The following is a 26,659-nucleotide window of genomic DNA, read 5'->3' as shown; positions in this document are numbered from 1 at the left end:
CGTGTTGAACACCGGGTGCTGCAGGTAGGTGGAGGTGCGCAGCACCGATTCGGGCAGCTCAAAGCCCTGGCCGGACACCACCGGACCGGCGCCGAAGGCGACGGCCACCGCGGAGAGGACCTCCGGCGTCGTGGTTTCATCGACGGACACGCCAACCGTGTCCGCGTCGATGAGGCGCAGGTTGATGCCGCGGGCTTCGGCGGCGGTGATCACCTTGGCGGCCTTGCCGGGCACGCGGACGGTGATCGTGTCAAAGAAGGTCTCGGACGCCAGCTCGCGGCCCGCATGCTTCAGCGTGGCGGCCAGGGCGCGGACGTTGTTGTGGACGGTTTCGGCGATCGCCTTCAGCCCGTCGGGGCCGTGGTACACGGCGTAGAAGGATGAGACGATGGCCAGCAGTGCCTGCGCGGTGCAGATGTTGGACGTGGCCTTCTCGCGGCGGATGTGCTGCTCGCGGGTCTGCAGGGCAAGGCGGTAGGCGGGGACGCCGGCGTTGTCCTTGGAGACGCCAACGATGCGGCCGGGGAGGGTGCGTTCCATGCCGTCGCGGACGGCCATGTAGGCGGCGTGCGGTCCCCCAAAGAACAACGGCACGCCAAAGCGCTGGGTGGAGCCGACGGCGATGTCCGCACCCTGCTCGCCGGGAGGGGTGATGAGGGTGAGGGCCAGCAGGTCGGCGGCGACCGTGACCAGCGCACCGCGTTCCTTGGCCTCGGCGATGACGGCGGACTGGTCCCAGACCCGGCCGGAGACGCCGGGCTGCTGAAGGACCACGCCGTTGATGTCGCCGTCCGGCAGGCCGCTGGTGAGGTCGGCGACCTCCACCTCGAAGCCGAGGGCCTCGGCGCGGCCCAGCACGATGGCGATGGTCTGCGGGAGGAGGTCGGCGTCCAGGACAGTCTTGCCGTCCTTCACGGTCTTGTTCTTATTGGCGCGGCGCATCAGCAGCACGGCCTCGGCCACGGCCGTGGCTTCATCGAGGAGGGAGGCGTTGGCCACCGGGAGCGCGGTGAGGTCCTGGACCATGGTCTGGAAGTTGAGCAGCGCCTCAAGCCGGCCCTGGGAAATCTCGGGCTGGTACGGGGTGTAGGCGGTGTACCAGGCGGGCGCTTCAAGGATGTTGCGGCGGATCACCGGCGGGGTCACGGTGTCGTAGTAGCCCTGGCCGATCATCTGCACGGCCATCTTGTTCTTGCCGGCCAGCTTGCGGAGCTCGGCGAGGACCTGGACTTCGCTCAGGGCGCCCTCAAGGGTGAGCGGCTTGTCCTGTCGGATCGAGTCCGGGACCGCGCTGTCCACCAGGCCATCGAGGCTGTCGTAACCGACGGCCTTGAGCATGGTGTCAATGTCCGACTGGCGGCGAGCGCCGATATGGCGGTCTGCGAAGGTGGTTGGGGACGAGTGAACCGTCATGAGGGGAACTCCATAATTCAGGTGGCGCCTTAGCACCACGTTGATTCGGGTTCCTCCCCGCTCTGTATTGGACCTGAGAGTTTTGCGTTGCCCTGCTGTTCAGCGGGACGCCACTTGCACCGTCGGTGAGCCCGGTTGCCCGGACTGCTTTCCAGAGTTGCCTTGCCGCGGCGGTACGTGGGCCTGAGAGATTCCTGGGGAGGATTTGCTCCTACGGCGCCTGCTGAACGTACCGGCAGGACTCTCCCGCCGCAGATCATAAGCATGTGCCACTGGTGGGTGACACGACTCACAGGATACCAAGATGCGCGCCGGGATCCAAACTTCGGGACCCGCAGAGGCGGGACGACGACGGCGGGAGGCGCCGCCGTCGTCCGCTTGGGCTTAGAACTGGCCAGGAGTTTTTGGTGCAGCTTTCCTGCCGGTTCGGTAGCCCGCCCAAAAGGCGAGCAGCAGCAGGCCAACGACGGCGATTGCCAGGCCCGCCTGCGTCCCAGGGCTGAGGAACGCCATCCCGGTGCCTGAGAAAGGCTGGTTGCTCAGCGGCGCGTAGGCGAACCAGCCGATATAGGTGTTCCTGTTGAGCCAGGCCACCACGCACCCCACCAGCAGGACCACGAGCCCTGCGATCGGCAGGACCACACCCGGCAGCCGGGCCGATTTCCGCGATTCGTGTTCATCAGGTGCGCCTTCGCGCTCGTCAGGTGTGCTGTTGTCCCCCATGCAGGCGAGTCTAGCCGGGCGGCCGGCCAGCAGGCCCTCACTTCAGGTGGGCGCCGCCTGAAGCAGGCGAACGACGGCGGAACCTCCCGCCGTCGTCCGCTTCCGTTTTATCCTCAGCGCCCCAACAGCTTGGCGATCCATCCAAACCCGGCGCCCGACTGGGTGGCCGATGGCCGAGCCGGCGCGGTGGAACAGGTACAGCGGCGGGACTCCGGGACGTTCTTCATAACCTGGTCCACGTGGTTGCCGCAGCCTGCCCACGTGGCCTTGGAACATTTTTGGCAGGTGGCCACACGGCACATAACAGGTCCTTCGTTGCAGGTTCGTTGACTGACGCCCCGATGCGTCATGAGTCCACTATACAATACCCCTAGGGGTATGGGAGGCCGTCCCGGCCACCGGGGTACCGGCACCGGGCGCCCGGGGGTAACGTGGCGATCAGGCTGACACCCGTTCAAGGAGGAACCCGGCATGGAAGTCATCACGATCGAAACGCCGCAGCTGGGCGACCGAACCTACCTGGTGCACGACGGCGCGGTGGGCGTGGTCATCGATCCCCAGCGGGACACAGACCGGGTGGAAAAGGCGGTCTCGGACGCCGGCGTAAGGATCACGCACGTGGCCGAGACACACATCCACAACGACTACGTCACCGGCGGGCTGCAGCTCGCCCAGGACCACAACGCGGCCTACCTGGTCAACGCAGCGGACGACGTCCCGTACAGCCGCCAGCCGATCTCGGACGGGGACACGGTGCAGGTGGGACGGATGGTCCTCAAGGCCGTGGCCACGCCGGGGCACACCCATCACCACCTCTCCTACATCGTGACGGACGGTGACCGCCAGGCGGTGTTCTCCGGTGGGAGCCTGCTCTACGGCTCCGTGGGCCGCACCGACCTGGTCAGCCCGGAAGATACCGTGCCGCTCACCCACCACCAGTACAGGTCGGTCCGGCGGCTGGTGGATGAAGCGGGTAAGGACGCCGGGCTCTACCCCACCCACGGCTTCGGCTCCTTCTGCTCGTCGGGCCCGGCCAGCGGGGCGGAATCCTCCACCATCGGCGAGCAGCTGAGCGGGAACCATGCCCTGACGGACCCGGACGAGGACCACTTTGTCCGCGAGCTGATCCACAACCTCACGGCCTATCCGTCCTACTACGCCCACATGGCCCCCATCAACATGGCGGGCCCCACCGCGCCGGATCTGGACCTGCCCGACTCGCTGGACCAGGATGAGCTGGTGTCCCGGCTGGGGCGGGGCGAGTGGGTGGTGGACCTGCGGAACCGGGTGGCCTTCGCCAACACCCACCTGAGCGGCAGCGTCAGCTTCGAGTACGGCGACGGCACGCAGTTCACCGCCTTCCTGGGGTGGGTCCTGCCCTGGGACGAACAGCTGACGCTCGTGGGCGCGCGCCAGGACGTGGAGAACGCCATCCGTGACCTGTCCCGCATCGGCATCGACAAACCGGATGCGGCCATCGGCGCCGGACCTGCGGACCTTGCGCCCGGGGCGGCAACCTCCTCCTACGACAGTGTCGGCTGGCAGGAGGTGCTGCAGAGGCCCAAGGACGATCCCATCCTCGATGTCCGCCGCACCGACGAGTTCGCAAAATCCCATATCCGGGACGCAGTGAACATCCCGCTCCATGAGCTGCTCCGGCGCCTGGACGAGGTCCCCGCCGGACGGCTGTGGGTGCACTGCGGCTCCGGCTACCGCTCCGCCGTGGCTGCGAGCCTCCTTCAGCGCGCCGGCCGCGACGTGGTCCACATCGAGGCCAGCTTCCGCGACGTGAAGAAAGCCGGCCTAACGCTGGCGTGATCCGGCGAGGGTGGGCGGACGACGGCGGCACGTCCCGCCGTCGTCCGCTTGCCTTATGCCCCGCCTACAGGCTTGCGGCCTACAGGGTTGCGGCTTCCTCCTCCGCCAGCCTGATCATGCGGAGTTCATCCTCCACCGCGCGGGACGGCCAGTAGTCCTTGGCCAGCTCGCTGGCCCGGACCCGGTCCGCCTCCGGGAAGAGCTTGCCGAGCAGCCCGGCCGCCTGCATCAGGGCGATCAGCGCTATGGTCCTGGCCTCGGGCGCCGTGGTTCCGGGCCTCGTGGTTCCGGGCTTCGCGGCCCCCGGCCTTGCGGCGTCCGGCCCTGTGCCCTCCGCCGCTCCGCCAACAGCGGCGGCTTCCGGTCCTGTGCCCGCAGCCGCCGCGTCCTCGGCCGCGCCGGTGTCCGGCGGCTGGAGGCCGGACGGCGCAGCCCTGAGTGCCGCCCGGATCTTTTCAAGCAGCGCGGCCTCGGGGGCATGGTCTTTTTCCGGATACCGCGCGGCCCGGAACCGGCCCAGGTGCTTCTCGCCGACGTGTTCCACGATGCCCGCTGACGCCATCTGCTCGTAGATGCGCTGCGTCTGGGCACGGCCTTCCAGCATGGAGACCCAGCGCCTGGCGCTGTGCGGCCGTGACTTGCCGCGGATGAGCTCCAGCTCGTGCTGGAGCTCCGTGTCAGGTGTGGCGCCGGTAGCCCGGACGTGCTTGCCCTGCAGCTCGATGGCGCCGACGAGGTCCAGCTCGGCCAGGATTGCCCCTGCCACTGTGGTTCTGAGTGCGAACACCGGAACTTCGGGTTTGCCGTCTTTGTCATCGGTGGCCAGGAGGAGGAAGGCCTGGGGAAGGCTCAGTTCAACCGTTTGGGGTGTTTCCGCGTTCATGGCACCATGGTGCGCCCGCACAGCGGCACCCGCTACGGCCGAAATACCTGTTTTCTCGCGGATCTGCGGGCTTAAGCTGGTACCGCAACGTCCCTTCCAGCGCCGCGGAGGCCGCCGTGGACACCGAAACCGCCGGGGTGGTTGGCCATGACGTCACCACCATCACCTGCGTCTGCGGGAACACCGTCAGCACGGACGGTCTTATTCAGGCCAACGCGCAGGGCATCCCCGTCCACTCGGGAGATGCCCCTGCCCCGCCGGAGCTGGCGGAGTGGCCCGCGGACGAGGACCTTTACACCCTGTGTCCCTCCTGCGGCCGCGTCTACCGTGACGCCGTCATCGAGGAAACAGGCACCGCGCCCGTCGCTTTCCGGGTCGACGTGAAGGAGGCACCCATTGCGGAGGCCATCCGGGTCCACTGGAACCTCAGCGCTTAAGTGGAGCGAACAAGATAGCCAAGGGGGAAGCGGACGACGGCGGAACCTCCCGCCGTCGTCCGCTTGCGTGTCGCACCCGGAGGGGGTGCCCGCGCCCCGCGATGCTGGCACACTAAGCCAATGAACGAGGCACTCTCCCCCTCCCGCCGTCCCGGCATCCGGGCTGCGATGTTTGTTGATTTCGACAATGTGTTCACAGGCCTGCAGGCCCTGGATCCGCTGGCAGCCAAGCGGTTTGCCGAGGACCCCAAGCATTGGGCGGACGCCTTGTCAGCCGGAGGAGCCGGGGAGGGCACCCGCCGGTTCCTGATCCGCAACTGCTACCTGAACCCGATGGTGTACTCGAAGTACCGGACCTACTGGACCCGGGCCGGTTTCCGCGTGATCGACTGCCCGTCGCTGACCCAGCGGGGCAAGAGCAGCACGGACATCAACCTGGTGCTGGACGCGATGGACGCACTGTCCGGCAGCGGCGGGATCGAGGAGTTCTTCATCGCCTCGGCCGATGCCGACTTCACGTCCCTGATCCAGCGGTTCCGGGCCGCCGACCGGATGACCACCGTGATCGCTGCCGGCGCCGTGGCCTTCGCCTACCGGGAGATGGCGGACCATGTGGTGGAGTCGCACGACTTCGTGGCCATCCTCAACGGCACCACCGTTGAACCCATCCACGCCGTGGCGTCCCCGAAGCAGCCGCAGGCCCCAGCCGCTGCCAAGGCGAAAACCAGGGCCAGCTCCCCTGGCATCCGCGAGGTGCTGGACTTCGTCCGGTCCGCGCCGGGACCGGTGGTGGGCGCGATGGTGGCCCACCGGGCGCTCACGGCCGACCCCTCGCTCAAGACGGACTGGGGCGGCTTCGGGAAGTTCGGGACGTGGGTCTCGCAGATCGGCAAGGACGTGGAGTATTCGGCAGCGCAGGGCGGCTGGGTGTGGGACGCGAAGCGGTTCTCCAGCGAGGACCTTCCCGTGCCGGCGGACCTCCAGCCGGGCGTCGAGGAGCAGGTCACCCGGGTGACGGACGTCCCGGCGCTTTCCGCCGCGCAGTTCCGGCAGATCTTCACGGCCATGGCAGCCCGGCTCCGGGACCAGCCGGCGCTCAACCGCACCGAACTCTCCCGGCAGGTGCGGGACGATTGCGTCAGCGCCGGCCAGCCGGTTTCCCGCAACGCGGTCAGTTTTGTCCTGCAGGGCCTCGCCTACGCCAATTTCCAGCTCAGTGACAAGGCGACGGCGGCGGAACTGGCGGCAGCGTGGACGGCCAACGTGGAGGAACTCTGCCGGGTGGCGCTGCTGGAGTTCGACGCCGGCGAAAAGGCTGCGGTGCGGCGCTGGGCGAGCGGCGGGCTGCTGGAGAACGGACAGGCTTAAGCGGACGACGGCGGGGTTTCGGCTTCTGGTGGGCTGGGCACCGCGCGTGTTGGGTACCGCGCGTGTTGGGTACCGCGTATGTTCAGCACAGGGACGTTCGGCTCTGGGGCAGTCCCCAGCATGTTGAAAGACTGGCGTGCATGAAGTTCCTCCACAACCCGCCGCGCTTCCTGTTCTTTACCGGCAAAGGCGGGGTGGGCAAGACCTCCGTGGCGTGCGCGTCCGCGCTCTCGCTTGCCCGGGCCGGCCGGAAGGTGCTGCTGGTCAGCACTGACCCCGCGTCCAACATCGGGCAGGTCTTCGGCCTGGCCGTTGGAAACACCGTCACCGCAATTCCGGAGGTGCCGGGCCTCTCTGCCCTGGAAATCGACCCGGAGCAGGCAGCGGAGGCTTACCGGGAGCGGATCCTCGCCCCCGTCCGGGGAGTCCTGCCGGAGACCGAACTGGCCGGCGTGGCGGAGAGCCTCTCGGGTTCCTGCACCACGGAGGTGGCCTCCTTCGACGAGTTCACCAGCTTGCTCGGGGACGATGCGTCCTATGCGGAGTACGCCCACATCATCTTTGATACGGCCCCGACGGGCCACACCATCCGCCTGCTGCAGCTGCCCGGCTCGTGGACGGATTTCCTTGCCACGGGTGCAGGGGAACCGTCCTGCCTGGGCCCGCTGTCCGGGCTGGACAAGCACAAGGAGGTGTATGCCAGGGCGGTCCAGGCCCTCGCTGACCCCCAGCGCACCCGCCTTGTCCTGGTCACCCGGGCGCAGCCGTCGTCGCTGAAGGAGGTGGAGCGGACCTACCTTGAGCTCAACCAGATCGGCATCCGCGGCGGGTACCTCGTGGTGAACGGCGTCCTGCCCAAGGCCGCCGGCGACGAGGAGCTGGCGAAAGCCCTGCGTGCCCGGGAGGCCGCGGCGATGGCGGCCATTCCCGGCGTGGTCGCGGGGCTCCCCCGCGATGTCCTCGAGCTCAAGCCCGGCAACATGGTGGGGATTACGGCGCTCGAATCCCTGGTGGATCCCGCGTCCGGCCCGGATGCCGAGGAGGGCCCGTCGTCGGCCATTGACATCGAGGACGCACCGCTCGCTGCGCTGGTGGACGGCATTGAGGCCGACGGACACGGGCTGGTGATGTGCATGGGCAAGGGCGGCGTGGGAAAGACGACGGTGGCTGCGGCCATCGCGGTTGCCTTGGCCAGGAGGGGGCACGCGGTCCACCTCACCACCACCGATCCGGCGGCGCACCTGTCCGAAACGCTGCACGGTTCTGTCGCGGGGCTGGCCGTCTCCCGCATCGACCCGGCGGCGGCCATCCAGGAATACCGGGCCCACGTGATGGACACCAAGGGCCGGAGCCTGGACGATGAGGGCCGGGCAGCCCTGGCGGAGGACCTGATGTCGCCCTGCACGGATGAGGTTGCCGTGTTCCGGCAGTTCTCCCGGGTGGTCCAGGAGTCCCGGCGGCATTTCGTGGTGATGGACACCGCACCCACCGGGCACACGCTGCTGCTCCTGGATGCCACGGGTTCGTACCACCGGGAGATTTCCCGGCAGGTGGGGAACTCCCTGGGGTTCGTGACGCCGCTGATGCGGCTGCAGGATCCGGTGGGAACGAAGGTCATCCTCGTGACGCTGGCCGAGACCACGCCCGTGCTGGAGGCGGAGGAACTCAAGGCCGATCTGGAACGGGCCGGCATCCATCCGTGGGCCTGGGTCATCAACAACTCCATCGCCGCCGCCCACCCGCGCTCGCCCTTCCTCCGGGCGCGCGCTGCCCACGAGGCGGACCAGATCACTAAGGTGCGGGCCATGGCGGAGCGGGTTGCCCTGATTCCCCTGCTGCCCGAAGAGCCCATCGGAGAGGCGAAACTGACGGCGCTGACGGCTTTCACCACCCAGCGCGTATAGCAAGAGGTGGGAGAGGACGACGGCGGGTCCTCCCGCCGTCGCGCCTTCCCTCCTGCAACGCTTACGCAGCCAGCGGCATGTCGAACAGTTGCTCAGCGAGGCTGATGAGGTGGTGGGGCGCGTCCGTCTCTTCGCCCGGGTCCACGTAGCCCAGGAAGAGCGCCGTTCCGTGGATGGTGTCATCCGGCTCGACGCCGGCTTCGCGGATGAGGACTTCCGCCCGCAGGTTGGGAAAGGACCGGCTTCCGTCATTGTTCAGGTAGGCACGCCAACCGCGGCCGGCGATGTACCCGATGTCTCCGGCAGCCACTCGCTGAAGTGCTGTGGCGTCCAGGTCCAGGGTTCTGATGTGCACTGGGTGGGTGAGGCGGGCCGGAACCACCAGGGCGTTGCAGGAGAAGTTCATGGCGTGTCCTTGGAACTGAGCACGGGGGTTTGCAGACGGGGTGGAGCGCGGGCAGCCGGGCGGGCTAGGAGTTCCGGTCCCGGCTGCCCGCGGGCTTGTTAGCGCTGGTTCTTGCGCGGCTTTGCGAAATTCAGTTCGCTGTTCTCGTTTTTGGCCCTTTTATCGGCACGCTTTTCGAGAATTGTCTTGCCGGCCTTTTTTACTGCGCCGCTTTTGGGGGATTTTCCGGACATCGGAATCACGCCTTTCTATGCTTTGCGATACCCAGTACCATACCTACTTATATTTTTTAAGCCAGTCGGCGAGAATCCCGCGATTCCGGGGGCAGCAGGCCCGTAGGCACACCTCAAGACCTTGACCCAAACAGTTACTGCACTTTCCACCCTTTCGAACCAAACCCCTTTTCCAGTAATTTCTTGTCATCGCAGCCCAAAGAAAACAAATAGGCATCAGCTTTCCGCTCTTCAGCGCTTCCGCATCTCTGAACGAGCCCCGCAAAAGAGGGTCCCGGCTCATTCCATGGCGGGGGTTGGAACCAGCCGTTATGCTAAGCGAACCTATCTCAGGGGATGGGTTTGGGGGCACAAGGGGGCAGCCGGTGGTACCGGATTTCGGCAAGAAGGACTTCTCAGGCACGCCTGTCGGCGGCCGCGATATCCCGGGCGTCCGGCGTTCGCCGAGCGGGCGTATCCCGCAGTGGGCGATCGATGAAGCCCTCGGCAAGCTGCAGGATCCCGAGCCCTGGCGTACAGTCCATGGACCAAAGGCGGGGAAGAGACGCGGCTACCGCAGGATCAAACAAGCAAGGCCCCGTAAATGGAGGGCGCGGTCAGCCACAGTCCTGGGCCTCGCGCTTGTCCTCGGACTTTACTTCACTCCCACACTCTTCGAGAGGTTCGTCCTGTCCGCCGCGCTGCCGCACCTGCCCGGATCCGAGGTGCCGCCCCCTGGTTTTGAAGCCGCTTCGTCTCCGCTCGGCGTCCCTCCTGCCACCACCGGGTCCACCGCGTTCGTTCTGCAGGAGTCCCCCGACCCTGGCCAGCCATTTGTGGCCTACGACCCGTGCCGCCCGGTCCATTACGTGGTCCGCCCGGATTTGGCGCCACCGGGCACGGAGCAGCTCATCCGGGAGTCCATAGCCGCGGTTTCCACTGCTACCGGACTTCAGTTCGTCTATGACGGGCCCACCTCCGAGGCGCCGTCAATAGACCGCGAGGCTTACCAGCCCGACCGGTACGGCAAGAAGTGGGCGCCGATCCTGATTGCGTGGTCCACGCCGGGGGAAGCGCCGGAACTGGAAGGGAGGGTTGCAGGGACCGGCGGCAGTTCGTCGATCCAGGTGCCAGGCGAGCCCTATGTCTATGTCAGCGGCCAGGTCCTCCTCGACGCACCGGGCCTCACTGAAACGCTGGCCTATCCCGACGGGCCGGCGTTGGTTCGAGCCGTCATCATGCATGAGCTGGCGCATGTCGTCGGGCTGGACCACGTCAACGATCCCACCCAGCTGATGTACGAGGAGAACAGCGGGCAGTTGGACTTCGCGGCCGGCGACCGCGCTGGCCTGGCAATGTTGGGGACCGGCGAGTGCGTCCCGCGGATCTGACAGCGGGCTGATGCGCCGGTCCCCCAACAACCTTCAGCGGGTGGTTGGTTCCGGCTTCTCGCTAACCGCTGCTTGGCCCACCAGATGGTGCAGCTGTTCGGCGTGGCCGCGCGGGGCATGCGCCTTGTCTTCACCATTTTCATAGGCGTTCTCGGCGTGGAGACTGATGTCGAGTCCCTTCGCCTCCACCGGCCCCGCAACCCGGATGCCCATGGTCAGGTCAAGGACCTTTGCAATCACCCACGTGACCGTGAAGGTGTAGGCGAAGACTGCCAGGATGGCCAGAGCCTGGCGGCCGAGGAGCTCGAAGCCACCTCCGTAGAGCAGCCCTGTTGCGCCGCTGGGCGCCTCCGGAGTGGAGAGGATGCCGATCAGGAGGCCGCCCACCACACCGCCAATGAAGTGCAGCGCTGTGACGTCGAGGGCATCGTCGAAGCCGAGCTTGTACTTGAGTGCGACGGCGAAGTAGCAGACCGCGCCGGCAGCTCCGCCAATGGCCAGGGCCGCGAGCGGAGTGACGGCACCGCACGACGGCGTGATGGCCACGAGGGCGGCGATGGCGCCTGAGGAGGCACCAAGGGTGGTGGGGTGGCCGTCCCGAATCTTCTCTACAAGGAGCCAGACGACGACGCCTGCACAGGTGGCGGCGACGGTGTTGAAGACTGCGACGGCGGCATTGTTGTCCGCAGCGCCCAGCCCGCTGCCGTCGAATCCGATCCATCCAGCGAAGAGGAGCCCGACGCCCAGGAGGGTCAGCGGCAGGCTGTGGGCCTTGGGCTGCACGGGCCACGTGCGGCGCTTGCCGAGCACAAGAGCCAGGGCCAGCGCGGCCACACCTGAGTTGACGTGGATGGCTGTGCTGCCGGCGTAGTCAATGGCGCCCAAAGTGTTGGCGATCCAGCCGCCCCGGACCGAGCCGTCCGCCGAGTCGAACGCGAACACCCAGTGCGCAACCGGGAAATAGACCAGGCTCGCCCAGATCCCGGCGAAGGCCAGCCAGGCGCCAAACTTCATCCGGTCTGCCGCAGCACCTGCCACGATGCCGGCCGTCAGCCCCGCGAACATCAGGTGCAGTGCCGCCAGCGCGAGAGGCGGCAGGGCGGCGTCGCCAGGGGCGGTCAAAAGCTGGCCCAGCCCGGCAAACTCCAGCGGGTTGCCCAGCAGGCCCAGCCCGCCGAGGGTATTGCCGAAGACGGCGGAGTAGCCGAAAACGATCCAGAGAACGCCCACGACGCAGAAGGAGCCGAACACCATGAGCATCATGTTCATGGCAGTTTTGCGGCTGACCATTCCGCCGTAGAAGAGCGCTAGGCCGGGCAACATCAACGCGACTGCAATGACGGCGGTGAGCACCCACGCCGTATTGCCCGCGATAGTGGCAGTGTCCATACGAATCTCCAAGGGCTAGGTGAGGGCACGCCGCCCGAGGAGCGGGGAGCCAGCGTTTCGATACGCTATCTAAATTCTTGGAGACGACGTTTTCGATGCCATATCGAATTCGTTTCGGGTGAGTTAACTTTCGGCGGCCGCGTTCCACCCGGCAGTAATATCCGCAGCCTCCGCCCGGACAGCGGCCAAATTGCCAGGGGCCGCCAGCAGCCGGGCGAGGGTGGTGTCTGCGCTGAGCTGGGAGACCTGTTCTGCGGAATACGGCCGCAGTCCAGGCAACGGCTGGCGATAATGCCGCTGGAGGCCCTCGTTCAGACCCAGCGCAGCCGTGGCGGCATCTTCGGAGTCAACAGCCTGGAACTCGCCCGTCTCGATACCCTGCCGGACAGTTGATGCCGTCAGCCTGTGCAGCGCGGCATAGTCGTCAAAGAAGGCCCCGAAATTCTGGGGCTGGGACCGCGCCACCCGCTCGAACTCGTAAAAGTCCAGGGGCGCCGAGCATAACTGCATGGCATCGGCGTGCAGGACGGCGTACAGCCTGGGCGAAGCCGGACCGGACTGGACCTCCAGCGCCGCGGCCAGGGCCAGGGAGCTGCGGTTTTCCTCGAGCAGGGCCTGGAGGATGTGCTCCTTGCGGGCAAACCAGTAGTAGAGCGAGGACTGCCGCAGCCCGGCACTGCGGGCGATTTCACTCATGGTGGTTTCCGCGTACCCCTTTGCGACGAACAGCGCGGTGGCCTCGCGGATAATGTCCTGCCGCGGGGAACCCGTGGGGGCACCGCTCAGCCGCGGCCGGCCCGCAGCCGATGGTGCAGAATCCTTTGTCATCTCATACCCCTGCTTCCGCTTTTCCTGAACCTACCCCAGAGCCTATCCGCGAATGATTTACGGGCCTGAAACAATTTCGACACCCTATCGAAATTGCCGCTGGACAGACTTTCAATAACTTATCGAAAAGGCGTCGTCCCGATGCCGGAACGAACCCGAACAAGGAGACACCATGAGTGTTGAAACAGCACAGGCCGCGGTTGAGACAGTGCAGCAGAAGCTCCGCGAAGCTGGGGTCAAATACGCAATGTCGAGCTTCGTCGACCTGCACGGCAACATCAAGACGAAATTCGTTCCGCTGTCCCACCTGCCGCAGATGGCCGCCGGCTCCGAACTGTTCACCGGCGCCGCGCTGGATGGCCTCCCCCAGGACATCAGCGACGAGGAGCTCTCAGCCCGCCCCGACCTGGACAGCGCCGTGCAGCTGCCCTGGCGCAAGGAGGTGGCCTACTTCGCCAGCGACCTCTACACCGCCGGCAAACCCTTCGAGGCGGCCTCGCGGAATATCCTGAAGCGGCAGCTTGAAGCCGCCAAGGAGCTGGGGTTCACCTTCAACCTGGGCATCGAGACGGAATTCTTCGTCCTCAAGGACACCCCTGACGGTCCTGCGGAGGTCAGCGACCGGGACAACCTCAGCAAGCCCTGCTACACCGCACCGGCAGCCCTGGACAACTTCGACTGGCTCACGGAAATGGTCGAGGCCATGAACGACATGGGCTGGGGCGTCTACTCCTTCGACCATGAGGACGCCCAGGGCCAGTTCGAGATCGACTTCAAGTACTCGGACGCCCTCACCATGGCGGACCGCGCAGTATTCTTCCGGCTCATGGCCAACGAGATGGTCCGCAAGCACGGCTACTTCGCCACGTTCATGCCGAAGCCCTTCGCCGACCGGAGCGGCTCGGGCGCCCACTTCAACATGTCCCTCGCCGACGCCGAAACCGGCGTCAACCTTTTCGAGACTGACGACGACCCCCGCGGCTGCGGCATCTCGGAACTGGGCTACAAGTTCATCGCAGGCGTCCTGAAGCACGCACCCGCCATCTGCGCCGTCATCGCCCCCACCGTCAACAGCTACAAGCGACTGGTCCGTAAGGGCAGCATGTCAGGCTCCACGTGGGCGCCCGTGTTCGTCAGCTATGGCAACAACAACCGCACCAACATGATCCGTGTGCCGCTGGCGGGCGGCCGGGTGGAGTGCCGCGCAGCGGACATCAGCTGCAACCCCTACCTGGGGGCGGCCATCATCCTGGCGGCAGGGCTGGAAGGCATCCGCGAGAACCTCGATCCCGGAGCGCCGCACACCGAGAACATGTACAACTACACGGAAGCCGAGATCCTGAAAAACGGCCTGGGCCTGCTCCCACGCAGCCTGGGCGAGGCCGTCGAGGAGTTCGCCGCGGACAGCCTGTCCCGCGATGTGTTCGGCGAGGCGATGTACAACGCCTACATCGATTACAAGGGGCAGGAATGGGATGAATACCAGGCCCACGTCTCCGAATGGGAGACCAAGCGGTACCTGAAGTTCTTCTAGGCAGTCCCGTGCACCAGGAATTCGCACTCGGCAGGTTCGGGCTGGTTTCCGGCCTGGACCTGCCGGACGCCACGCTCGCCTACCGGACCTACGGCAAACTCAACGAGGCAGGGGACAACTGCGTGCTCCTGCCGTCCTACTACACCGGCACGCACGCAAGCTACGAACCCTGGATCGGCCCGGGCAGGATGCTGGACCCGGAGCGCTGGTTCGTTGTCGCCGTCAACATGTTCGGCAACGGACTCTCCACTTCCCCTTCCAACGCCTCCCCCGGGATCAGGGGTGCGGATTTTCCGGATGTCGACATCGCGGACAACGTCATCGCACAACATCGCCTGCTCACTGCTCTTGGGGTCCGCCACATCCGCATGGTCGCGGGCTGGTCCATGGGTGCCCTGCAGGCGTACGAATGGGCTGTCCGGTACCCAGGGATGGTCTACGGCATCCTTCCTATTGCCGGGGCAGCCCGGTGCTCACCGCACAACTTCGTGTTCCTGGAGGGTGTGAAAGCGGCACTGGCCGCTGACCAGGCGTACGACGGCGGCCGGTACAGTTCCCCGCCTGTCCGCGGCCTGCGGGCATTTGGGACGGTGTATGCCGGCTGGGCGTACTCCCAGGAGTTCTTCCGGGACGGAATTTACCGGGAACTCGGCTACCGCGACGTTGACCATGTGCTGGACGACTGGGCGGACGACCACGAACACATGGATGCCAATAACCTGCTGACGGTACTGGGCACGTGGCAGCGGGCCGACGTCGGGTCGCCGGCACGCGGCGGGTTCGAGACGGCACTGGGGAGGATCCGGGCGCGCTGCATCGTTATGCCGGGCACCTCCGACCTCTACTTTCCTGCGGCGGACAGCAGGGTCGAAGCCGATTTGATCCCCGGCGCCGACTTCCGCCCGCTCCAATCCAACCTTGGGCACGTCGCCGGACGGCCCGGAATCCGCGCGGCGGAATCGGAACAGATCGCGGACGCGATGCGCGCTTTACTCGGCGGCTGACCAAAGAGCCAGAACTAGCTCTCATCGGCGAGGAAGTCCGAAAGCTGGGATATCAGCCCACCAGGGGCCCGATCCAGGGCGCCGTGATCTGCTCCAGCAACAGCTGTGCACCGGCCGTGAAGCAGCTGGGCGGAGAGGGCCTTGGCTATCACCGAATAAAACTCGTCGCTGCCGGAGCCGTAGAGCACAAGGACGGGAACGGAAATTCCGGCGTAGCGCTCTGCGGGAGGCCGGTGGCCGTCAAGGAATGCCAGTTCATGGACGGCACTGTGCACTGTGCCTTTCCACGCGCGGCCCTTGCGTGTGGCAATCGCCAAGGCACGGACCACCGCTTGGAAGGCAGGGTCCGGAAGCGGGCTCTTGCTGAGTTTGGCGGAGATGCCCTTGCCCAGGATCGACACCGCACTGTGCACGTCACCTCGCTGCACCGCCGATTCAAACTCGGGCAGAAAGTGGGTTGGCACTGCGCCGCCAATATTGGGAACGGCGTCGTAGACAGCGATCCGCCGGACAGGCAGCTGGAGGCCGGCTTCGAGGGCAACCGCCCCTCCAAAGCTGTGGCCAAAAACCATGCTGCTGTCCGTGGCATCCAGGACGCGCGCAAGATCGGCGACCTCGGTATGCATGGAGTAGCCGTGCGGCTGGGGGCTGGAGCCGGGCCGGCCCCGCCGGTCGTAGACGTGGACGGGCAGGTTCTTGCTGAGCCGCCTCGCGGTTCTGAAGTAGGTTGGCGCAACGGTATTTGTCCCGCACACCAGCACCACACCCGGCCCGTCCCCAAAGCTGAAAACGCCAAGGTGGCCGCCGTCGGCTGTTTCCACTGTGTGCTGTCGCATGGCTGGCTGCGACGGCGGGAGGCACCCGCCGTCGTCCGCTTTCTGTTTCTTAGAGCTGCCCGGTGGGGCCGCTGTCCTTGACTTCACCTCGCCAGGCGCCGGTTTCGGTGCCGCGCGATTCGATGAATTCCTTGAACTTCCGCAGGTCGGCCTTAACCTGCATCTCGTCGATCTGCAATGCGGCGCCGGCTTTTTCAGTGGCGGTTTCCGGCGCCCATTCGAAGTGGACTTTGACCTTCGTATGGTTGGCATCCAGCGGCGTGAACCTGATGATGCCGGCATGGGACTTGCCGTCGGTGCTGCGCCAGGCGATCCGGTCGTCAGGCTCCTGGTCAACTATTTCGGTATCAAACTCCCGCTGTATGCCACTAACCTTGGTGACCCAGTGGTTGGTGGCGTCAGTCAGCTGGGTCACGGATTCCACCCCGGACATGAACTGCGGAAAGGATTCGAACTGGGTCCACTGGTTGTATGCGGTCCGCACCGGTACTGCTACTTCAACGGTCGCTTCTACGTGTTCCATCTGCTGCCTCCTCATGACGGACGGCCGCAACAGCGGACCGGCAGAACTTGCCCTCCTGCCAGCCAGGCAGCCGCCACTCCTGCACGATAAGTCCGGCGGCCACCGGTGTCCAGACCCTCGCAATTCCCCGGCGGACGACGGCGGGAGGCGCCCGCCGTCGTCTGCTTACGTTTGGTGCCTACGAGCTGAAGGGGACCTTCTCCCAGCCCAGGACGTCCGCGTCGGCGGCGCTGTTGCCGGCGACCGTGAACCGGACGTAGTTCGTGGCGTTGGCGGAGCCGTCCACGGTGATGCGCTGCAGGTTGTCCGCAGCGGGCTGCCCGTAGATTTCCAGCCAGGGTGAGCCGGCGGCGAGCGGCTGGTTCTCGGCGAAGACGTGGCTGTCGCCGTTGATCAGGTACACCGGCGCATCGAAGCTGTTGGTCTCCTCGATGATGGCCGCCACGATCTCGCGGAACCCGGACATGATCTCCGAGTTCACGGTGGCCGCGGCGAGCAGCGAGGGGTCGAACATGTCGGCCTGCGTCATGAGCACCACGGCGCGGTCGTTGCGGCGCCCGGCATCCGCGAACGTGCTGCGTATCTGGTCCAGTGCGGCGTCCGTCCGGGCCTCCACTTCGGCGAGTTGCTCCGGCGTGGCCGTGGTTTCGCCGAGGCCCGTCCATGGCTGCAGGGAGTTATTGCTGCCCTGGATGTTCAACACGGAGAAGGCCACCCGGTTCTGGGTGAAGCGGACGTTTTCGGGCAACCCACGCTCCTCCTGGGTCTTGACCGGCATGGTGGCGCCAAGGGTCTTGCCGGGTTCGTTGAAGAAGACCTCCCGGAGCTTGTCCAGCCGTTCCAGCGGGTTGTAGGCGCCGTTGTTGGTGCGGTGGCAGTCCACCCATTCGTTGTCGCCCGGGGTGAAGACCAGCGGGTGCTCGAACGTGTCGAACTGGGTGCGGATGTTGGCGAAGTACTCGTCCGAGCAGACCGAGGAGCCGTTCTTGATGTCGCCAACGTGCGTGACGAACTTCAGGTTCTCGTCAGCGTTGATGTCCTGGATGCGGGCAGGGAACTTGGCGATTTCAGCGTCGCCGTAGGGGATGTCGCCGATGACGCCGAAGGTGAACGCCTCGCCGTTGGAGGAGTTGCTGACCGCGTGGGCGGGCTGGGACGCAAGGAGGCCGAACGCCAGGACGGCTGCCGCCGTCGTCGTTTTCAATGTCTTTGGAGGCATGGGTGTGTTCCTGATTCTGTTGGAAAGGGCCTAGGCGGCGCGGGCGGTGAGGAACTGCTGCAGCGCGGCGAGGTGGTCGGTGTTGATGTGGTCCACGCCGGCCTCGGCGAGTTCGGTCCAGACGGCGTCGCGTGCGGCGCCGGGCTGGTCCGGGGTGGCCCAGAAGCGGACGCGGTAGCCGTTGGCGTGGGCCTCGGCCACGTAGGCCGTCAGCTTGGTGCGCTCGGCTTCCGGCATGGGGCCGACGCCCTGCCAGGTGAAGAGTTTGGTCCAGTTGTCGCTGACCAGCGGCATGAGGGCAGCGGCTTTGCCGGTGGTGAGGTCGGCTGAGCGGCCGTCGTAGAAGCTGAACCGCTTCTCCTGTGCCTGCATGGTAGCGAGCGGACGGTTGCCGCTGATCACGGCGGTGACGGGGCCGGTCTTGGCGGTGCCGTTGGTGTAGCGGCTCATGATGTCGCGGTGCTCGGCCAGTTCCTGCTCGATGGCGGCGTAGGTGGCTTCGCCTTCGCTCTTGATATCGATCAGCAGCTGCAGGCTGCCGTCCCAGTGCGGGTAAACGCCGTGGCCGGGCTGGCTGCGGACCAGGTCCTGGAGCGGATCAAGGTAGAGGCTTTCGAGCGTGGCACCGGGCTGGACGTCCTCCAGGTCATGGGCCACCAGCAGCTCGCCGTCCACCAGCCACACGTCCGCTTCGACGCTGGTGAAGCCGTGCTCGAGCGCGTCGAACAGGGGACGTTCATGCTCGTAGTCGTTGTGCGCATGGGCCTGGGCGAGGGGCTGGCCGACGACGACGGGAGCCGGCTTGGCTGCCTCGGCTTGGGCCGGAGCTGCCGCTGTTCCCGCCAGGGAGGCGAGGACAACGACAGCGGCGAGGGTGCTTTTCACGAACACGGAGTACTCCTACGTACAGCTGGAATGTCCGCCCGGCTGTATCAGTGCCGGGCAAAAGGGGGCGTGAAAAGACTGCTGGTTGCGGGAGAACGCTTCGGGACCGGCGGGTTGCTGCGGGGTGAACTGCGAAGAACATCGACAGGGGTTGCGGTTCGCGGTGGCACATCCGCACCTGGACTACTGCAGGGTCAGGTCCACGCTGAGGATGCGGTCGTCATCAGGACCGGGCCTGCCCCGGCCGTCGGTGTTGTTGGTGACGAACCAGAGCTTCCCGTCCGGAGCCTCTGTGACATCGCGGATGCGGCCGAATTCGCCGTCGTAGTACGTGGTTGACGTGGACGGGTTGGCCACGGAAACCGCCCGGAGCACCTGTCCGCGCAGGTTGGCGATGAACAGGGTCCCGTCAATGTGGGCCAGGCCGCTGGGGCTGGCCTCGGTGGGTTCCCACTGCTGAACGGGGTCGGTGAAGTCCCCTGTGGTGGCTATTCCTTCAACGGCCGGCCAGCCGTAGTTCGCTCCCGCGGTGATGATGTTCAACTCGTCCCACGTGTTCTGCCCGAACTCGGTGGCGAACATGGTGCCATCCTCCGCCCAGGCAAGGCCCTGTGGATTGCGGTGTCCGTAACTGTAGACGAGCGAGTCCGGGAAGGGATTGTCGGCCGGGACGCCGCCGTCGGGGGTCATTCTCAGGATCTTCCCATTCAGGGATTCGAGGTCCTGTGAACTGTCGCGCCGGCCCGCATCGCCAATCGCCACGTAGAGCATGCCATCGGGCCCAAAGGCGATCCGGCCGCCGTCGTGATAACTCGCGGAGGCAATCCCGTCGAGGAGCGTTTCGGGCTGCCCCAGCGCCAGGGACCCCGGTTCTCCGGTGACGCCGAAGCGCTGCAGCCTGTTTCCGTCCGTCCCGGTGGAGTACACGTACAGGCGGCCCTGGCTGTCCACGGCCAGGCCCAGCAGCCCGCCTTCCCCCACAGCCGCCACGCCGGGAATGTCTCCAACGGTGCGCGTGGTGCCGTCAGGGCTGAGCTCGAGGATGCGCCCGCTGTCCCGCTCGCTGACCAGCGGGGTGCCGTTGCGGAACACCACGGACCAGGGAGCCTCCAGCCCGGTGGCCACGGCCTGCGGCGTGCCCGTTGGGGTGGCATTTCCCGCCGTCGCCGATGTCCCTGCTGGGGAGGGGGACGGGGACGGAACCGCCGACGTCACCGGCGGAGAAACCGGCGTTGGGGATGCTGCCGGCGGTGTGGTGGTGCAGGACGAGAGCAGCAGGCTGGCTCCAATGGTGACTGCCAACAGGGTGGGGCGGCGGATGGGAATGGCGTTCATTGGTCTCTCCTCGTTCGTTGCAGTGTGCTGTTTGTGGGCGCTGCGTTGCTGGCTACCGGGGAAATGCCGTGCGGCGCCCGGCAACGGATATGGCGAGCGCGACGGCGGCAAGTCCCACCAGGGCGGCCGGCAGGACCATCCCGTCGAAGGCGCTGATCACCACCGCACCGGCCACACCCGCGGCGAAGATCGCCAGGTTGAACGCAACGCCGAGCATCGAGTTGGCGACGTCGGCATTTTCCCCGCTTGCAGCGCTGATGGCCGTCTGCAGCTGTGCCGCCGCGCCGCCGAAGGCGATCCCCCACAGGACAATGGCTGCAAGGACTGCCACCACGGACGCGTGGCCAACGATGAAGATCGCACCGGCCACCATGAAGCTCCCGAGGCTGAGCAGGACCAGGCGTCGAAGGCCCTTGTCGATCACGGCGCCGGTGATGGCGATCCCCACTATGGCGGCCGCACCGAACGTTACGAGCGCGATTTCCACCGAGAGATCGAGGCTTGCCCCGCGGAGGTAGGAGCCAATGTAGGTGTACATGATGTTGTGTCCAAGCATCCAGCTGACGATGACGCCGAGGACAACCGCCACGCCTGGGATGGCGAAGACCCGTGCGAGGGGTACCCGTGTTCCGGCCCGTTGGCCGGGCGCGTCCGGGACCAGGGAGAACGCCAGCAGCAAGGTGGCAACCGTGAGAAGCGAAAGTACGCCGAAGGACCAGCGCCAGTCGAGAGCCGTGCCCAGCCAGGAGCCCAAGGGCGTTCCCACTGCCAGGCCCACGGGGGTTCCAACCGACGCAACGGACAAGGCGCGGCCGGCATGGTGCGGCGCCGTGATACGCCGGGCGTAGCCGGCAGTCATCCCCCACAGCAGGCCGGAGAATGCACCGGCCAGGAGCCGCGCCCCCAGGGAGAGGACGATGTCCGTGGAGAATGCCGTGATGAGGTTCGCGGCCAGGAAGCCGAGGATCCCGACGAGGAAAACAGGCTTCCGGCGCAGGCCCCGCGTCAACGCGATGGCGGGCATGGCCGCAAGGACTGTTCCAAGGGCGTAGGCGCTGACAAACTGTCCCGCGGTCCCCTCGGTGACGTCCAGTCCCGAGGCAATCTGCGGCAGCAGTCCGGCGGGCATGGTCTCGGTGGAAATCAGGAGGAATCCCATCAAGGCCATGACCAGCAGGGCCGCCCAAGGAAAGCGCCCGGCCGGCACGGAAGGATCGCTTGCCGGGGCGGAACTCTTGGTTTCTTCAATAGTGCTGATGTTCTCGTGGTGCAGGGCATCGATGGGCGCTTCGCGGGCGCCATCCTCAAGGGTTGCTCGAGTCAAAACGGTTCCGTTCTTTTGTGGAGAATGTTTGGAGGAGCCGTGTCATCCCGCTCAGTTAGCGGGAGCCAGCCTGGCGGTAAAACCGCTTGTTTGGTCCCGGATGGCCGCGAGGTCATCGAACGATCCGATCCGCACAATTCCGCGGGAGTACCCGACGCTCTCGTAATAAAGGACGAGGGCCTGATCGGGCGCGTAGTAGCCGATGGTCAGTGGTTCTGCGCTGTCGCCGGCGGGCACGCCGTCGAGCGAAAGCGCCTCCGGCAGGTCGGCGATCTTTTCCTGGCCGCCGTAGTCCCTGAAGGAGAGCGTCAAGGGAAGCTGCTGGATCAGGGAGCGTGCAGTTGCGTTGCTGGAAAGGGTACCTGTCACGGTCCCGCCATCAATGTCGATGGTGATCGGTGTGCCGTCTGCCGCTGTCGCGGCGGACGGGACAGGTGAAGGCTGCGACGAGGACCCGTCGGCCGCCGTCGAAGATGTTTCCGGCGGTGAGGACGGCGGCTCAGTGATGGGGGCCGGTCCGTTTGGCGAAGTGTTGCACCCGGCCAGGGGCAACGCGAGCGCGATGATCGCAGCCAGGGCCAATGTCTTCAGGTGCATGGGAGCTGATCCGTTCCAGTCAGAAAAGTTCGGTCCATTCCAGCAAAGCAGTTGGAGAAGAAGTGTAGGAGCCCCTGTTGTGAGGGGTACTGGCAGGGACCCCTCGGTGCCCCCGGCGGTGATGCCCGGCGTCGGCCGTTTTTTCGTAGCTGGTGGCCGGCACCGTCAGCCGTCCGTCCGGGTCTTAGCGGGTGCAGCCTGGAAGGCATTCCCATACTCGCTGGCCGCCCACGAGGCGAGCAGCTGCATGCGCTCAGCCGACGGCGATCCGGGCTCTGCTGTGTAGATGGTGAGCGTCAGTCCCGGCTCGGCGGCCATCTCCAACCCCTCGAAAGCGAGAGTCATTTCGCCCACGATGGGGTGGTTGAACGTCTTGAATCCAGTGCCGTGGTGGCGGACGTTGTGCGCACCCCAGCGTCGGCGGAACTCCTCGCTGCGGGTTCCCAGCTCACCAATAAGGTCATGGAGGTCTTTGTTGCGCGGATCCCGGCCAGCCTCAGTCCGCAGGATGGAAACGGTCACCTCCGCGAAGGCGTCCCAGTCCGGGTAGAACTGGTGGGCACGTTCGTCCAGGAACGTGAACCGGGCGATGTTCGGTGACTGGCCGGGCATCTCGTAGCAGTCCTTGTAGAACGCGCGTGCCAACGGATTGACCGCGAGCAGATCCATCCGGCCGTTGCGGACGAACGCGGGACCGGCCGTGATCGCATCAAGCGCCCATTGCAGGCTCTGGTGCGGCACATAGGACTTCGACGTTCGGCGCCGCGGCCGCCGGGCAGCCGGGCTGGACGCGTTAGCGAGGTTGAGCAGGTGCGCCCGCTCGGCGTCGTCCAGGCACAAAGCCCTGGCGATGCTCTCGAGCACCTGGCCAGAGGCGCCGCTGATCGCGCCGCGCTCCAGGCGGGTGTAGTACTCAACGCTCAAACCGGCAAGGATTGCTACTTCGCTTCGCCGTAGACCCTTGACACGCCGGTTCGCCCCCGCAGGCAAGCCAACCTGCTCCGGGGAAACCTGGGCCCGCCGCGAGACAAGGAAGTCGCGTACTTCAGCTCGGTTGTCCATGCCATTCACGCTAGGCCAAGTCTTGCGGCGGAGGGAGTCCCTTTCAGGACCCCCTCCCCGATGCCCCCTTCCTTCCTAGAGCTGTGAACGGAAGAAGTCCGTGAGCTTGTCAAAGGGGATGAGGCCGGTGCGGTCGTAGAGGTCCACGTGGCCGGCACCGGGAACCCAGAAGAGTTCCTTGGGCCCGGTGGCCAGCCGGTAGGCCTCTTCGCTGAACTCCCGTGAGTGTGCCTGGTCACCGGTGATGAACAGCAGCGGCCGCGGGGCGATCAGGTCCAGATCGTTGAACGGGTGGAAGTTCATGAACTTGGTGTTGGTGGCCAGGGCCGGGTGCGTGGTGGTGTTGGGGTGGTAGCCGCGCGCAGTCCGGTAGAAGTCGTAGAACTCCCGGTCCACCGCAGTGGAGTCTGCCGTGAGCTCTTCCGGTGTGCCGCCGGTGTACTCAATCGCTCCGCCGGCGTACTCGACGTCACGCTGGGCAGCGGCCGTGGCGATGAACGCCTTGCGCTGTTCCAGGGATACCGATTTGTTCAGCCCGTCGCGGTTGGCGGCGCCCATGTCGTACATGCTCACCGTGGCGATCGCCTTGATCCGGGGATCGATCTTTGCCGCGCTGATCACGAAGCTGCCGCTGCCGCAGATCCCGATGGCCCCCACGCGTTCCTTGGCAACGAAAGCCTGCGCCCGCAGGTAGTCTACGGCGGCGCTGAAGTCCTCGGCGTAGATGTCCGGTGAAACGGAGTTGCCGGGTTTGCCTGCGCTCTCACCCCAGAACGAGAGGTCGAAGGAGAGCGTGACGTAGCCCTGTTCCGCCATCTTGGTGGCGTAGAGGTTGGCGCTCTGTTCCTTCACCGCGCCCATGGGGTGGCCCACCACCAGCGCCGGGTGGGTGGTCCCCCGGTCCAGGTTGTTGGGGACGAAGAGGTTGCCGACGACCTTCATTTCGTACTTGTTCTTGAACGAGATCTTCTTCACCGTGACCTGGTCGCTGGTGTAGAAGTTGTCGGCACCGTTGGAAGTGTCGCCTGGTTCCAGGTCCTTCCGGGAGGCGGGGGCGGCGAAAGCCGGCCCGGCTCCTGCCAGCCCTGCCGCGCTGGAGAGCCCGATTGCAGCCGCGCCTGCACCTGTCAGTTTGATGATGTTGCGGCGTGACACGCCGGCCTGGATTCCTTGAGAAGTGGTGTTATTTGCGTTGCAGTCCGTGCTCATCGTCTTCATCCTCGTGATTCGTCGGTTACGTATGCGGTTGGACGTCATCGTCCTTTCGAGCAGACCACGACCGGGATGGACGGCGGGAGTCCCTGCTGAGGCTGGTTCTGCCAGAGCCCCCATGGGATACGACGCGAAAGGGTCCCTGCGGCGAACCGGCCTCGGTTAGTGGCGTATGGAGTCCGCGGCATCAGCCGGTAAATTTGGCTCGGTGATTTCCATTGACCGGGACGACCCCTCACGCGGCGACGTCCATCAGCTCCTCAGCGAACACCTGGCGGACATGTTCGCCACCTCGCCGGCCGAAAGCGTCCACGCCCTGGACCATTCCGCGCTGTCCGCGCCGTCGATCACGTTTTGGACCGCCCGCGAAGACGGCGGGCTGCTGGGATGCGGCGCACTCAAGCTCCTTGGTTCCCCTCCCTGCTCGCCGTTGCAGGGCGAGATCAAGTCGATGCGCACTGCGGCAAGCGCACGGGGACGCGGCGTAGCCACCCTGATGCTCCGCCATATCCTCGACGACGCCCGCGCCCGGAAGCTTGAGCGCGTCTACCTTGAGACCGGTACTGAGGATTATTTCGCCCCCGCGCGCCGGCTGTACGCCCGCAACGGCTTCACGGAGTGCCCGCCGTTCGTCGGCTACACCCTTGATCCCAACAGCGTTTTCATGGAGCTCCGCCTGTAGGACCTGCTCCAGCGGACACGGCGGACACCGCAGAACAGCGCGGGGTGCCAGGCGGCGCTGCGTCACGCAGCAAAGCGCGTCGGGCAGCTCTGCGCGCCGGGCGGAAAAGCTCGTCGGGCGTCGGACAGAGCGGCGCGTCGGGCAGCGAGGCGCGGCGGGCGGAAAAGCTCGTCGGGCGTCGGGGCACGAAAGAGCGGTCAGGCAGCGAGCCGCGTCAGCAACACCTGCTCGAGGGGGCTAACAACAGGCAGGCAGTCGGGTGGGATGAGCGGAGGTTCCCGGTCCGGGTGCTCGGCCGGATAGTGCCGGCCGGCCGGTGAAATCCAGCCGGGAGGCTGATCCTTCGTTGCCGGCGTTGGTGTCCATTCCCGCCAATGTTTGAGCCGGTGATGTTTGGGGCATGCCTGCCCAAGGTTGCTGATCCCGGTAACTCCGCCGTGTTGCCAGGCGGTGAGATGGTCCGCCTCATTGTCCAGGCTGTGGTTGCTGCAGCCCGGGAAGGTGCATCGGCCATCCCGCATCCTGAGCCAGCGCTTCAGCGCTTCCGGGAGCCGGTAACTGGTGCGCCCGATTTCCAGCGGCGCGCCATCCCTGGGGTCCACCAGGACGCGGTACAGCGAGCTGGCACTGTCGGCAACCAGCCTGCGTGCCATCGACGGCGGGACTGGCCCCAGCCCATCGACCTCGGCGGGTTCGTCGGTCAGGCCGAGAAGGGAGAAGACCGGCACCGTGACCAGCACATCAGCTTTGAGAGGAGGCACGTCTCCAACGTCCTGGTTCGCGCTGCCCAGCAGCAGCCCTGCCGCGATGTCGGCGCGCAACTGGCTGAGATTGCGGGGTTCCCGCGGGCCCTGCAGGCCGCGGGCCAGTGCCGTCGACGTGTTCCAGACGGCTAAGGCCGTGTCGCCGGGAAGATAGAGCGACAACCAGGCCATGCCGTCCCGGTCCGGACTGAACTCCACTCGGCGGTCCGCCACGCTCTTCGCATGGCGTTCCTCGAGGGACTCAGGGTGGTGGCGTTCACGCCAGGCCCGGAGCTTCCGCCGGAACCGGGCGGGCACCAGCTCTCCGGGCGCGGCGCCGCGGCCCGCGTCCGGGCCGAAGAAGTGGGCCTCCAGGGCGGAGACTGCTGCGGGAGTGAGTCCGGCTGTCTCATCCACCACGGTGCGTGCATGCAGCCAGCTGATGGTACCGGCCTGCAGCGCATCGAGTGCCGCCGGCAGCGAGGTGGTCAGCGCGTGGGATTCTCCCACAAGGGCGGCTGCGGCGCGTTCGCCAATGGTGAGCGCGCAGGCGACCTCTGCCACCTTGCTCACCTCCCGCGCCGTTGACTCATAAGCGCTGGCTGCCGGGCCTTCCATCGCGTCTGTGGCCTCCGCGTAGGCGGCCACCAGCCGGACCTTAAAAGCCGCCGTCGCGGCTTCAAGACGCGCCACCACTCCCAACCCGTCCAGGCACGCCGAAGAAAATTCCTGCAGCGGATCAGCATCAGAGCCGGGAAGGCGGCTGGGCCCATCCGGGGCGGCCGGAGGGAAGGCAACAACAGCGGCAAGCTCATCAACCAGCCCGGCCATCGAGCCGACGGCAGCCGCCAATTCGGCCCTGCCCCCTGCCTCAACCACCACACCGGTTTCCATAACCACAGCATGGCAGGAGGGTGTGACATTGTGGCCC

Annotated in this window: 26 protein-coding genes and 2 riboswitches; of the genes, 8 read left to right on the top strand and 18 right to left on the bottom strand. The window is 66.3% G+C overall.

Annotated features, from left to right (window positions below; genetic code table 11):
- The 3 genes from AC6CHP_RS08980 to AC6CHP_RS08970 all read right to left on the bottom strand — a co-directional run.
- Positions 1-1,413, bottom strand: a 1,413-nt coding sequence (locus AC6CHP_RS08980) for a glycine dehydrogenase (RefSeq protein ID WP_498229285.1), incomplete at its 3' end; no start/stop codon positions are given.
- 52 nt (positions 1,414-1,465) lie between these two features.
- Positions 1,466-1,573, bottom strand: a riboswitch (glycine riboswitch).
- A gap of 1 nt (position 1,574) precedes the next feature.
- Positions 1,575-1,672, bottom strand: a riboswitch (glycine riboswitch).
- 125 nt (positions 1,673-1,797) lie between these two features.
- Positions 1,798-2,136 (bottom strand): hypothetical protein, encoded by a 339-nt coding sequence (locus AC6CHP_RS08975; RefSeq protein WP_188731534.1) that lies wholly within the window; start codon positions 2,134-2,136, stop codon positions 1,798-1,800.
- A gap of 113 nt (positions 2,137-2,249) precedes the next feature.
- The gene (locus AC6CHP_RS08970) at positions 2,250-2,438 is read right to left on the bottom strand and encodes a DUF8730 family Cys-rich protein (RefSeq protein WP_229675406.1); all 189 of its coding nucleotides are present in this window, start codon (positions 2,436-2,438) and stop codon (positions 2,250-2,252) included.
- Positions 2,439-2,607: 169 nt separating this feature from the next.
- Between AC6CHP_RS08970 and AC6CHP_RS08965 the strand changes: the two genes are divergently transcribed.
- On the top strand, positions 2,608-3,954 hold the full coding sequence (locus tag AC6CHP_RS08965; protein WP_498229282.1) for an MBL fold metallo-hydrolase: 1,347 nt from the start codon (positions 2,608-2,610) through the stop codon (positions 3,952-3,954).
- A 79-nt stretch (positions 3,955-4,033) separates the two neighbouring features.
- On the opposite strand, the gene AC6CHP_RS08960 is transcribed toward AC6CHP_RS08965, so the two are convergent.
- A complete protein-coding gene (locus AC6CHP_RS08960) occupies positions 4,034-4,837 on the bottom strand; it encodes a GOLPH3/VPS74 family protein (RefSeq protein ID WP_188731530.1) in 804 nt (267 codons plus the stop codon).
- A 116-nt stretch (positions 4,838-4,953) separates the two neighbouring features.
- Between AC6CHP_RS08960 and AC6CHP_RS08955 the strand changes: the two genes are divergently transcribed.
- The 3 genes from AC6CHP_RS08955 to arsA all read left to right on the top strand — a co-directional run bounded on the left by AC6CHP_RS08955 (position 4,954) and on the right by arsA (position 8,546).
- The gene (locus AC6CHP_RS08955; protein ID WP_188731529.1) at positions 4,954-5,274 is read left to right on the top strand and encodes a hypothetical protein; all 321 of its coding nucleotides are present in this window, start codon (positions 4,954-4,956) and stop codon (positions 5,272-5,274) included.
- 120 nt (positions 5,275-5,394) lie between these two features.
- Positions 5,395-6,642, top strand: a complete 1,248-nt coding sequence (locus tag AC6CHP_RS08950) for an NYN domain-containing protein (protein WP_188731526.1) — start codon at positions 5,395-5,397, stop codon at positions 6,640-6,642.
- Positions 6,643-6,782: 140 nt separating this feature from the next.
- Positions 6,783-8,546 carry an arsenical pump-driving ATPase gene (gene arsA, locus AC6CHP_RS08945; protein ID WP_498229279.1) on the top strand — a complete coding sequence of 588 codons (1,764 nt, stop codon included), beginning with the start codon at positions 6,783-6,785 and terminating at the stop codon, positions 8,544-8,546.
- 61 nt (positions 8,547-8,607) lie between these two features.
- Here arsA and AC6CHP_RS08940 read toward each other — a convergent pair whose 3' ends face one another.
- Together AC6CHP_RS08940 and AC6CHP_RS08935 are read right to left on the bottom strand one after the other, a co-directional pair.
- On the bottom strand, positions 8,608-8,952 hold the full coding sequence (locus AC6CHP_RS08940) for a DUF3846 domain-containing protein (RefSeq protein WP_498229277.1): 345 nt from the start codon (positions 8,950-8,952) through the stop codon (positions 8,608-8,610).
- Positions 8,953-9,050: 98 nt separating this feature from the next.
- A complete protein-coding gene (locus AC6CHP_RS08935; RefSeq protein ID WP_188731771.1) occupies positions 9,051-9,194 on the bottom strand; it encodes a hypothetical protein in 144 nt (47 codons plus the stop codon).
- A gap of 356 nt (positions 9,195-9,550) precedes the next feature.
- Here AC6CHP_RS08935 and AC6CHP_RS08930 point away from each other — a divergent pair, with 356 nt between their 5' ends.
- On the top strand, positions 9,551-10,555 hold the full coding sequence (locus tag AC6CHP_RS08930; protein ID WP_498229275.1) for a zinc metalloprotease: 1,005 nt from the start codon (positions 9,551-9,553) through the stop codon (positions 10,553-10,555).
- Positions 10,556-10,588: 33 nt separating this feature from the next.
- Here AC6CHP_RS08930 and AC6CHP_RS08925 read toward each other — a convergent pair whose 3' ends face one another.
- Both AC6CHP_RS08925 and AC6CHP_RS08920 read right to left on the bottom strand, forming a co-directional pair.
- Complete coding sequence (locus AC6CHP_RS08925) at positions 10,589-11,944, bottom strand: ammonium transporter (protein WP_498229273.1); 1,356 nt, start codon at positions 11,942-11,944, stop codon at positions 10,589-10,591.
- Positions 11,945-12,067: 123 nt separating this feature from the next.
- Entirely contained in the window at positions 12,068-12,772 is a 705-nt protein-coding gene (locus AC6CHP_RS08920) for a TetR/AcrR family transcriptional regulator (protein WP_498229271.1), read from the bottom strand.
- 172 nt (positions 12,773-12,944) lie between these two features.
- Here AC6CHP_RS08920 and glnT point away from each other — a divergent pair, with 172 nt between their 5' ends.
- Together glnT and AC6CHP_RS08910 are read left to right on the top strand one after the other, a co-directional pair.
- Positions 12,945-14,306, top strand: coding sequence for a type III glutamate--ammonia ligase (gene glnT / locus AC6CHP_RS08915; RefSeq protein WP_377195192.1), 1,362 nt, complete (start codon positions 12,945-12,947; stop codon positions 14,304-14,306).
- A gap of 8 nt (positions 14,307-14,314) precedes the next feature.
- Positions 14,315-15,310 (top strand): alpha/beta fold hydrolase, encoded by a 996-nt coding sequence (locus AC6CHP_RS08910; protein WP_498229268.1) that lies wholly within the window; start codon positions 14,315-14,317, stop codon positions 15,308-15,310.
- A gap of 14 nt (positions 15,311-15,324) precedes the next feature.
- Here the strand turns inward: AC6CHP_RS08910 and AC6CHP_RS08905 are convergent, their stop codons facing one another.
- The 9 genes from AC6CHP_RS08905 to AC6CHP_RS08865 form a co-directional block, all read right to left on the bottom strand.
- Positions 15,325-16,146 (bottom strand): alpha/beta fold hydrolase, encoded by an 822-nt coding sequence (locus AC6CHP_RS08905; protein WP_498229266.1) that lies wholly within the window; start codon positions 16,144-16,146, stop codon positions 15,325-15,327.
- 49 nt (positions 16,147-16,195) lie between these two features.
- Entirely contained in the window at positions 16,196-16,669 is a 474-nt protein-coding gene (locus AC6CHP_RS08900) for an SRPBCC family protein (RefSeq protein ID WP_498229264.1), read from the bottom strand.
- Positions 16,670-16,847: 178 nt separating this feature from the next.
- Complete coding sequence (locus AC6CHP_RS08895) at positions 16,848-17,888, bottom strand: metallophosphoesterase (RefSeq protein ID WP_498229262.1); 1,041 nt, start codon at positions 17,886-17,888, stop codon at positions 16,848-16,850.
- A 30-nt stretch (positions 17,889-17,918) separates the two neighbouring features.
- Entirely contained in the window at positions 17,919-18,779 is an 861-nt protein-coding gene (locus AC6CHP_RS08890) for a phosphatidylinositol-specific phospholipase C/glycerophosphodiester phosphodiesterase family protein (protein ID WP_188731503.1), read from the bottom strand.
- A 177-nt stretch (positions 18,780-18,956) separates the two neighbouring features.
- Positions 18,957-20,108: a PQQ-dependent sugar dehydrogenase gene (locus tag AC6CHP_RS08885; RefSeq protein WP_498229259.1), complete on the bottom strand. Its 1,152-nt coding sequence runs from the start codon at positions 20,106-20,108 to the stop codon at positions 18,957-18,959.
- Positions 20,109-20,160: 52 nt separating this feature from the next.
- Positions 20,161-21,432 carry an MFS transporter gene (locus AC6CHP_RS08880; RefSeq protein ID WP_498229257.1) on the bottom strand — a complete coding sequence of 424 codons (1,272 nt, stop codon included), beginning with the start codon at positions 21,430-21,432 and terminating at the stop codon, positions 20,161-20,163.
- Positions 21,433-21,483: 51 nt separating this feature from the next.
- Entirely contained in the window at positions 21,484-22,029 is a 546-nt protein-coding gene (locus AC6CHP_RS08875; protein WP_188731499.1) for a cyclophilin-like fold protein, read from the bottom strand.
- A 165-nt stretch (positions 22,030-22,194) separates the two neighbouring features.
- Complete coding sequence (locus AC6CHP_RS08870) at positions 22,195-23,091, bottom strand: helix-turn-helix transcriptional regulator (protein WP_498229255.1); 897 nt, start codon at positions 23,089-23,091, stop codon at positions 22,195-22,197.
- A gap of 75 nt (positions 23,092-23,166) precedes the next feature.
- On the bottom strand, positions 23,167-24,246 hold the full coding sequence (locus AC6CHP_RS08865; RefSeq protein WP_498229253.1) for an alpha/beta hydrolase: 1,080 nt from the start codon (positions 24,244-24,246) through the stop codon (positions 23,167-23,169).
- 265 nt (positions 24,247-24,511) lie between these two features.
- On the opposite strand from AC6CHP_RS08865, the gene AC6CHP_RS08860 reads away from it, so the two are divergent.
- A complete protein-coding gene (locus AC6CHP_RS08860) occupies positions 24,512-24,985 on the top strand; it encodes a GNAT family N-acetyltransferase (protein ID WP_498229251.1) in 474 nt (157 codons plus the stop codon).
- A 197-nt stretch (positions 24,986-25,182) separates the two neighbouring features.
- Here AC6CHP_RS08860 and AC6CHP_RS08855 read toward each other — a convergent pair whose 3' ends face one another.
- Positions 25,183-26,622: an HNH endonuclease signature motif containing protein gene (locus tag AC6CHP_RS08855; RefSeq protein WP_498229249.1), complete on the bottom strand. Its 1,440-nt coding sequence runs from the start codon at positions 26,620-26,622 to the stop codon at positions 25,183-25,185.
- Between the last annotated feature and the right edge of the window lie 37 nt (positions 26,623-26,659).

Source organism: Pseudarthrobacter sp. GQ63 (assembly GCF_059758765.1).
This window is presented reverse-complemented; position numbering and strand designations above follow the sequence as displayed.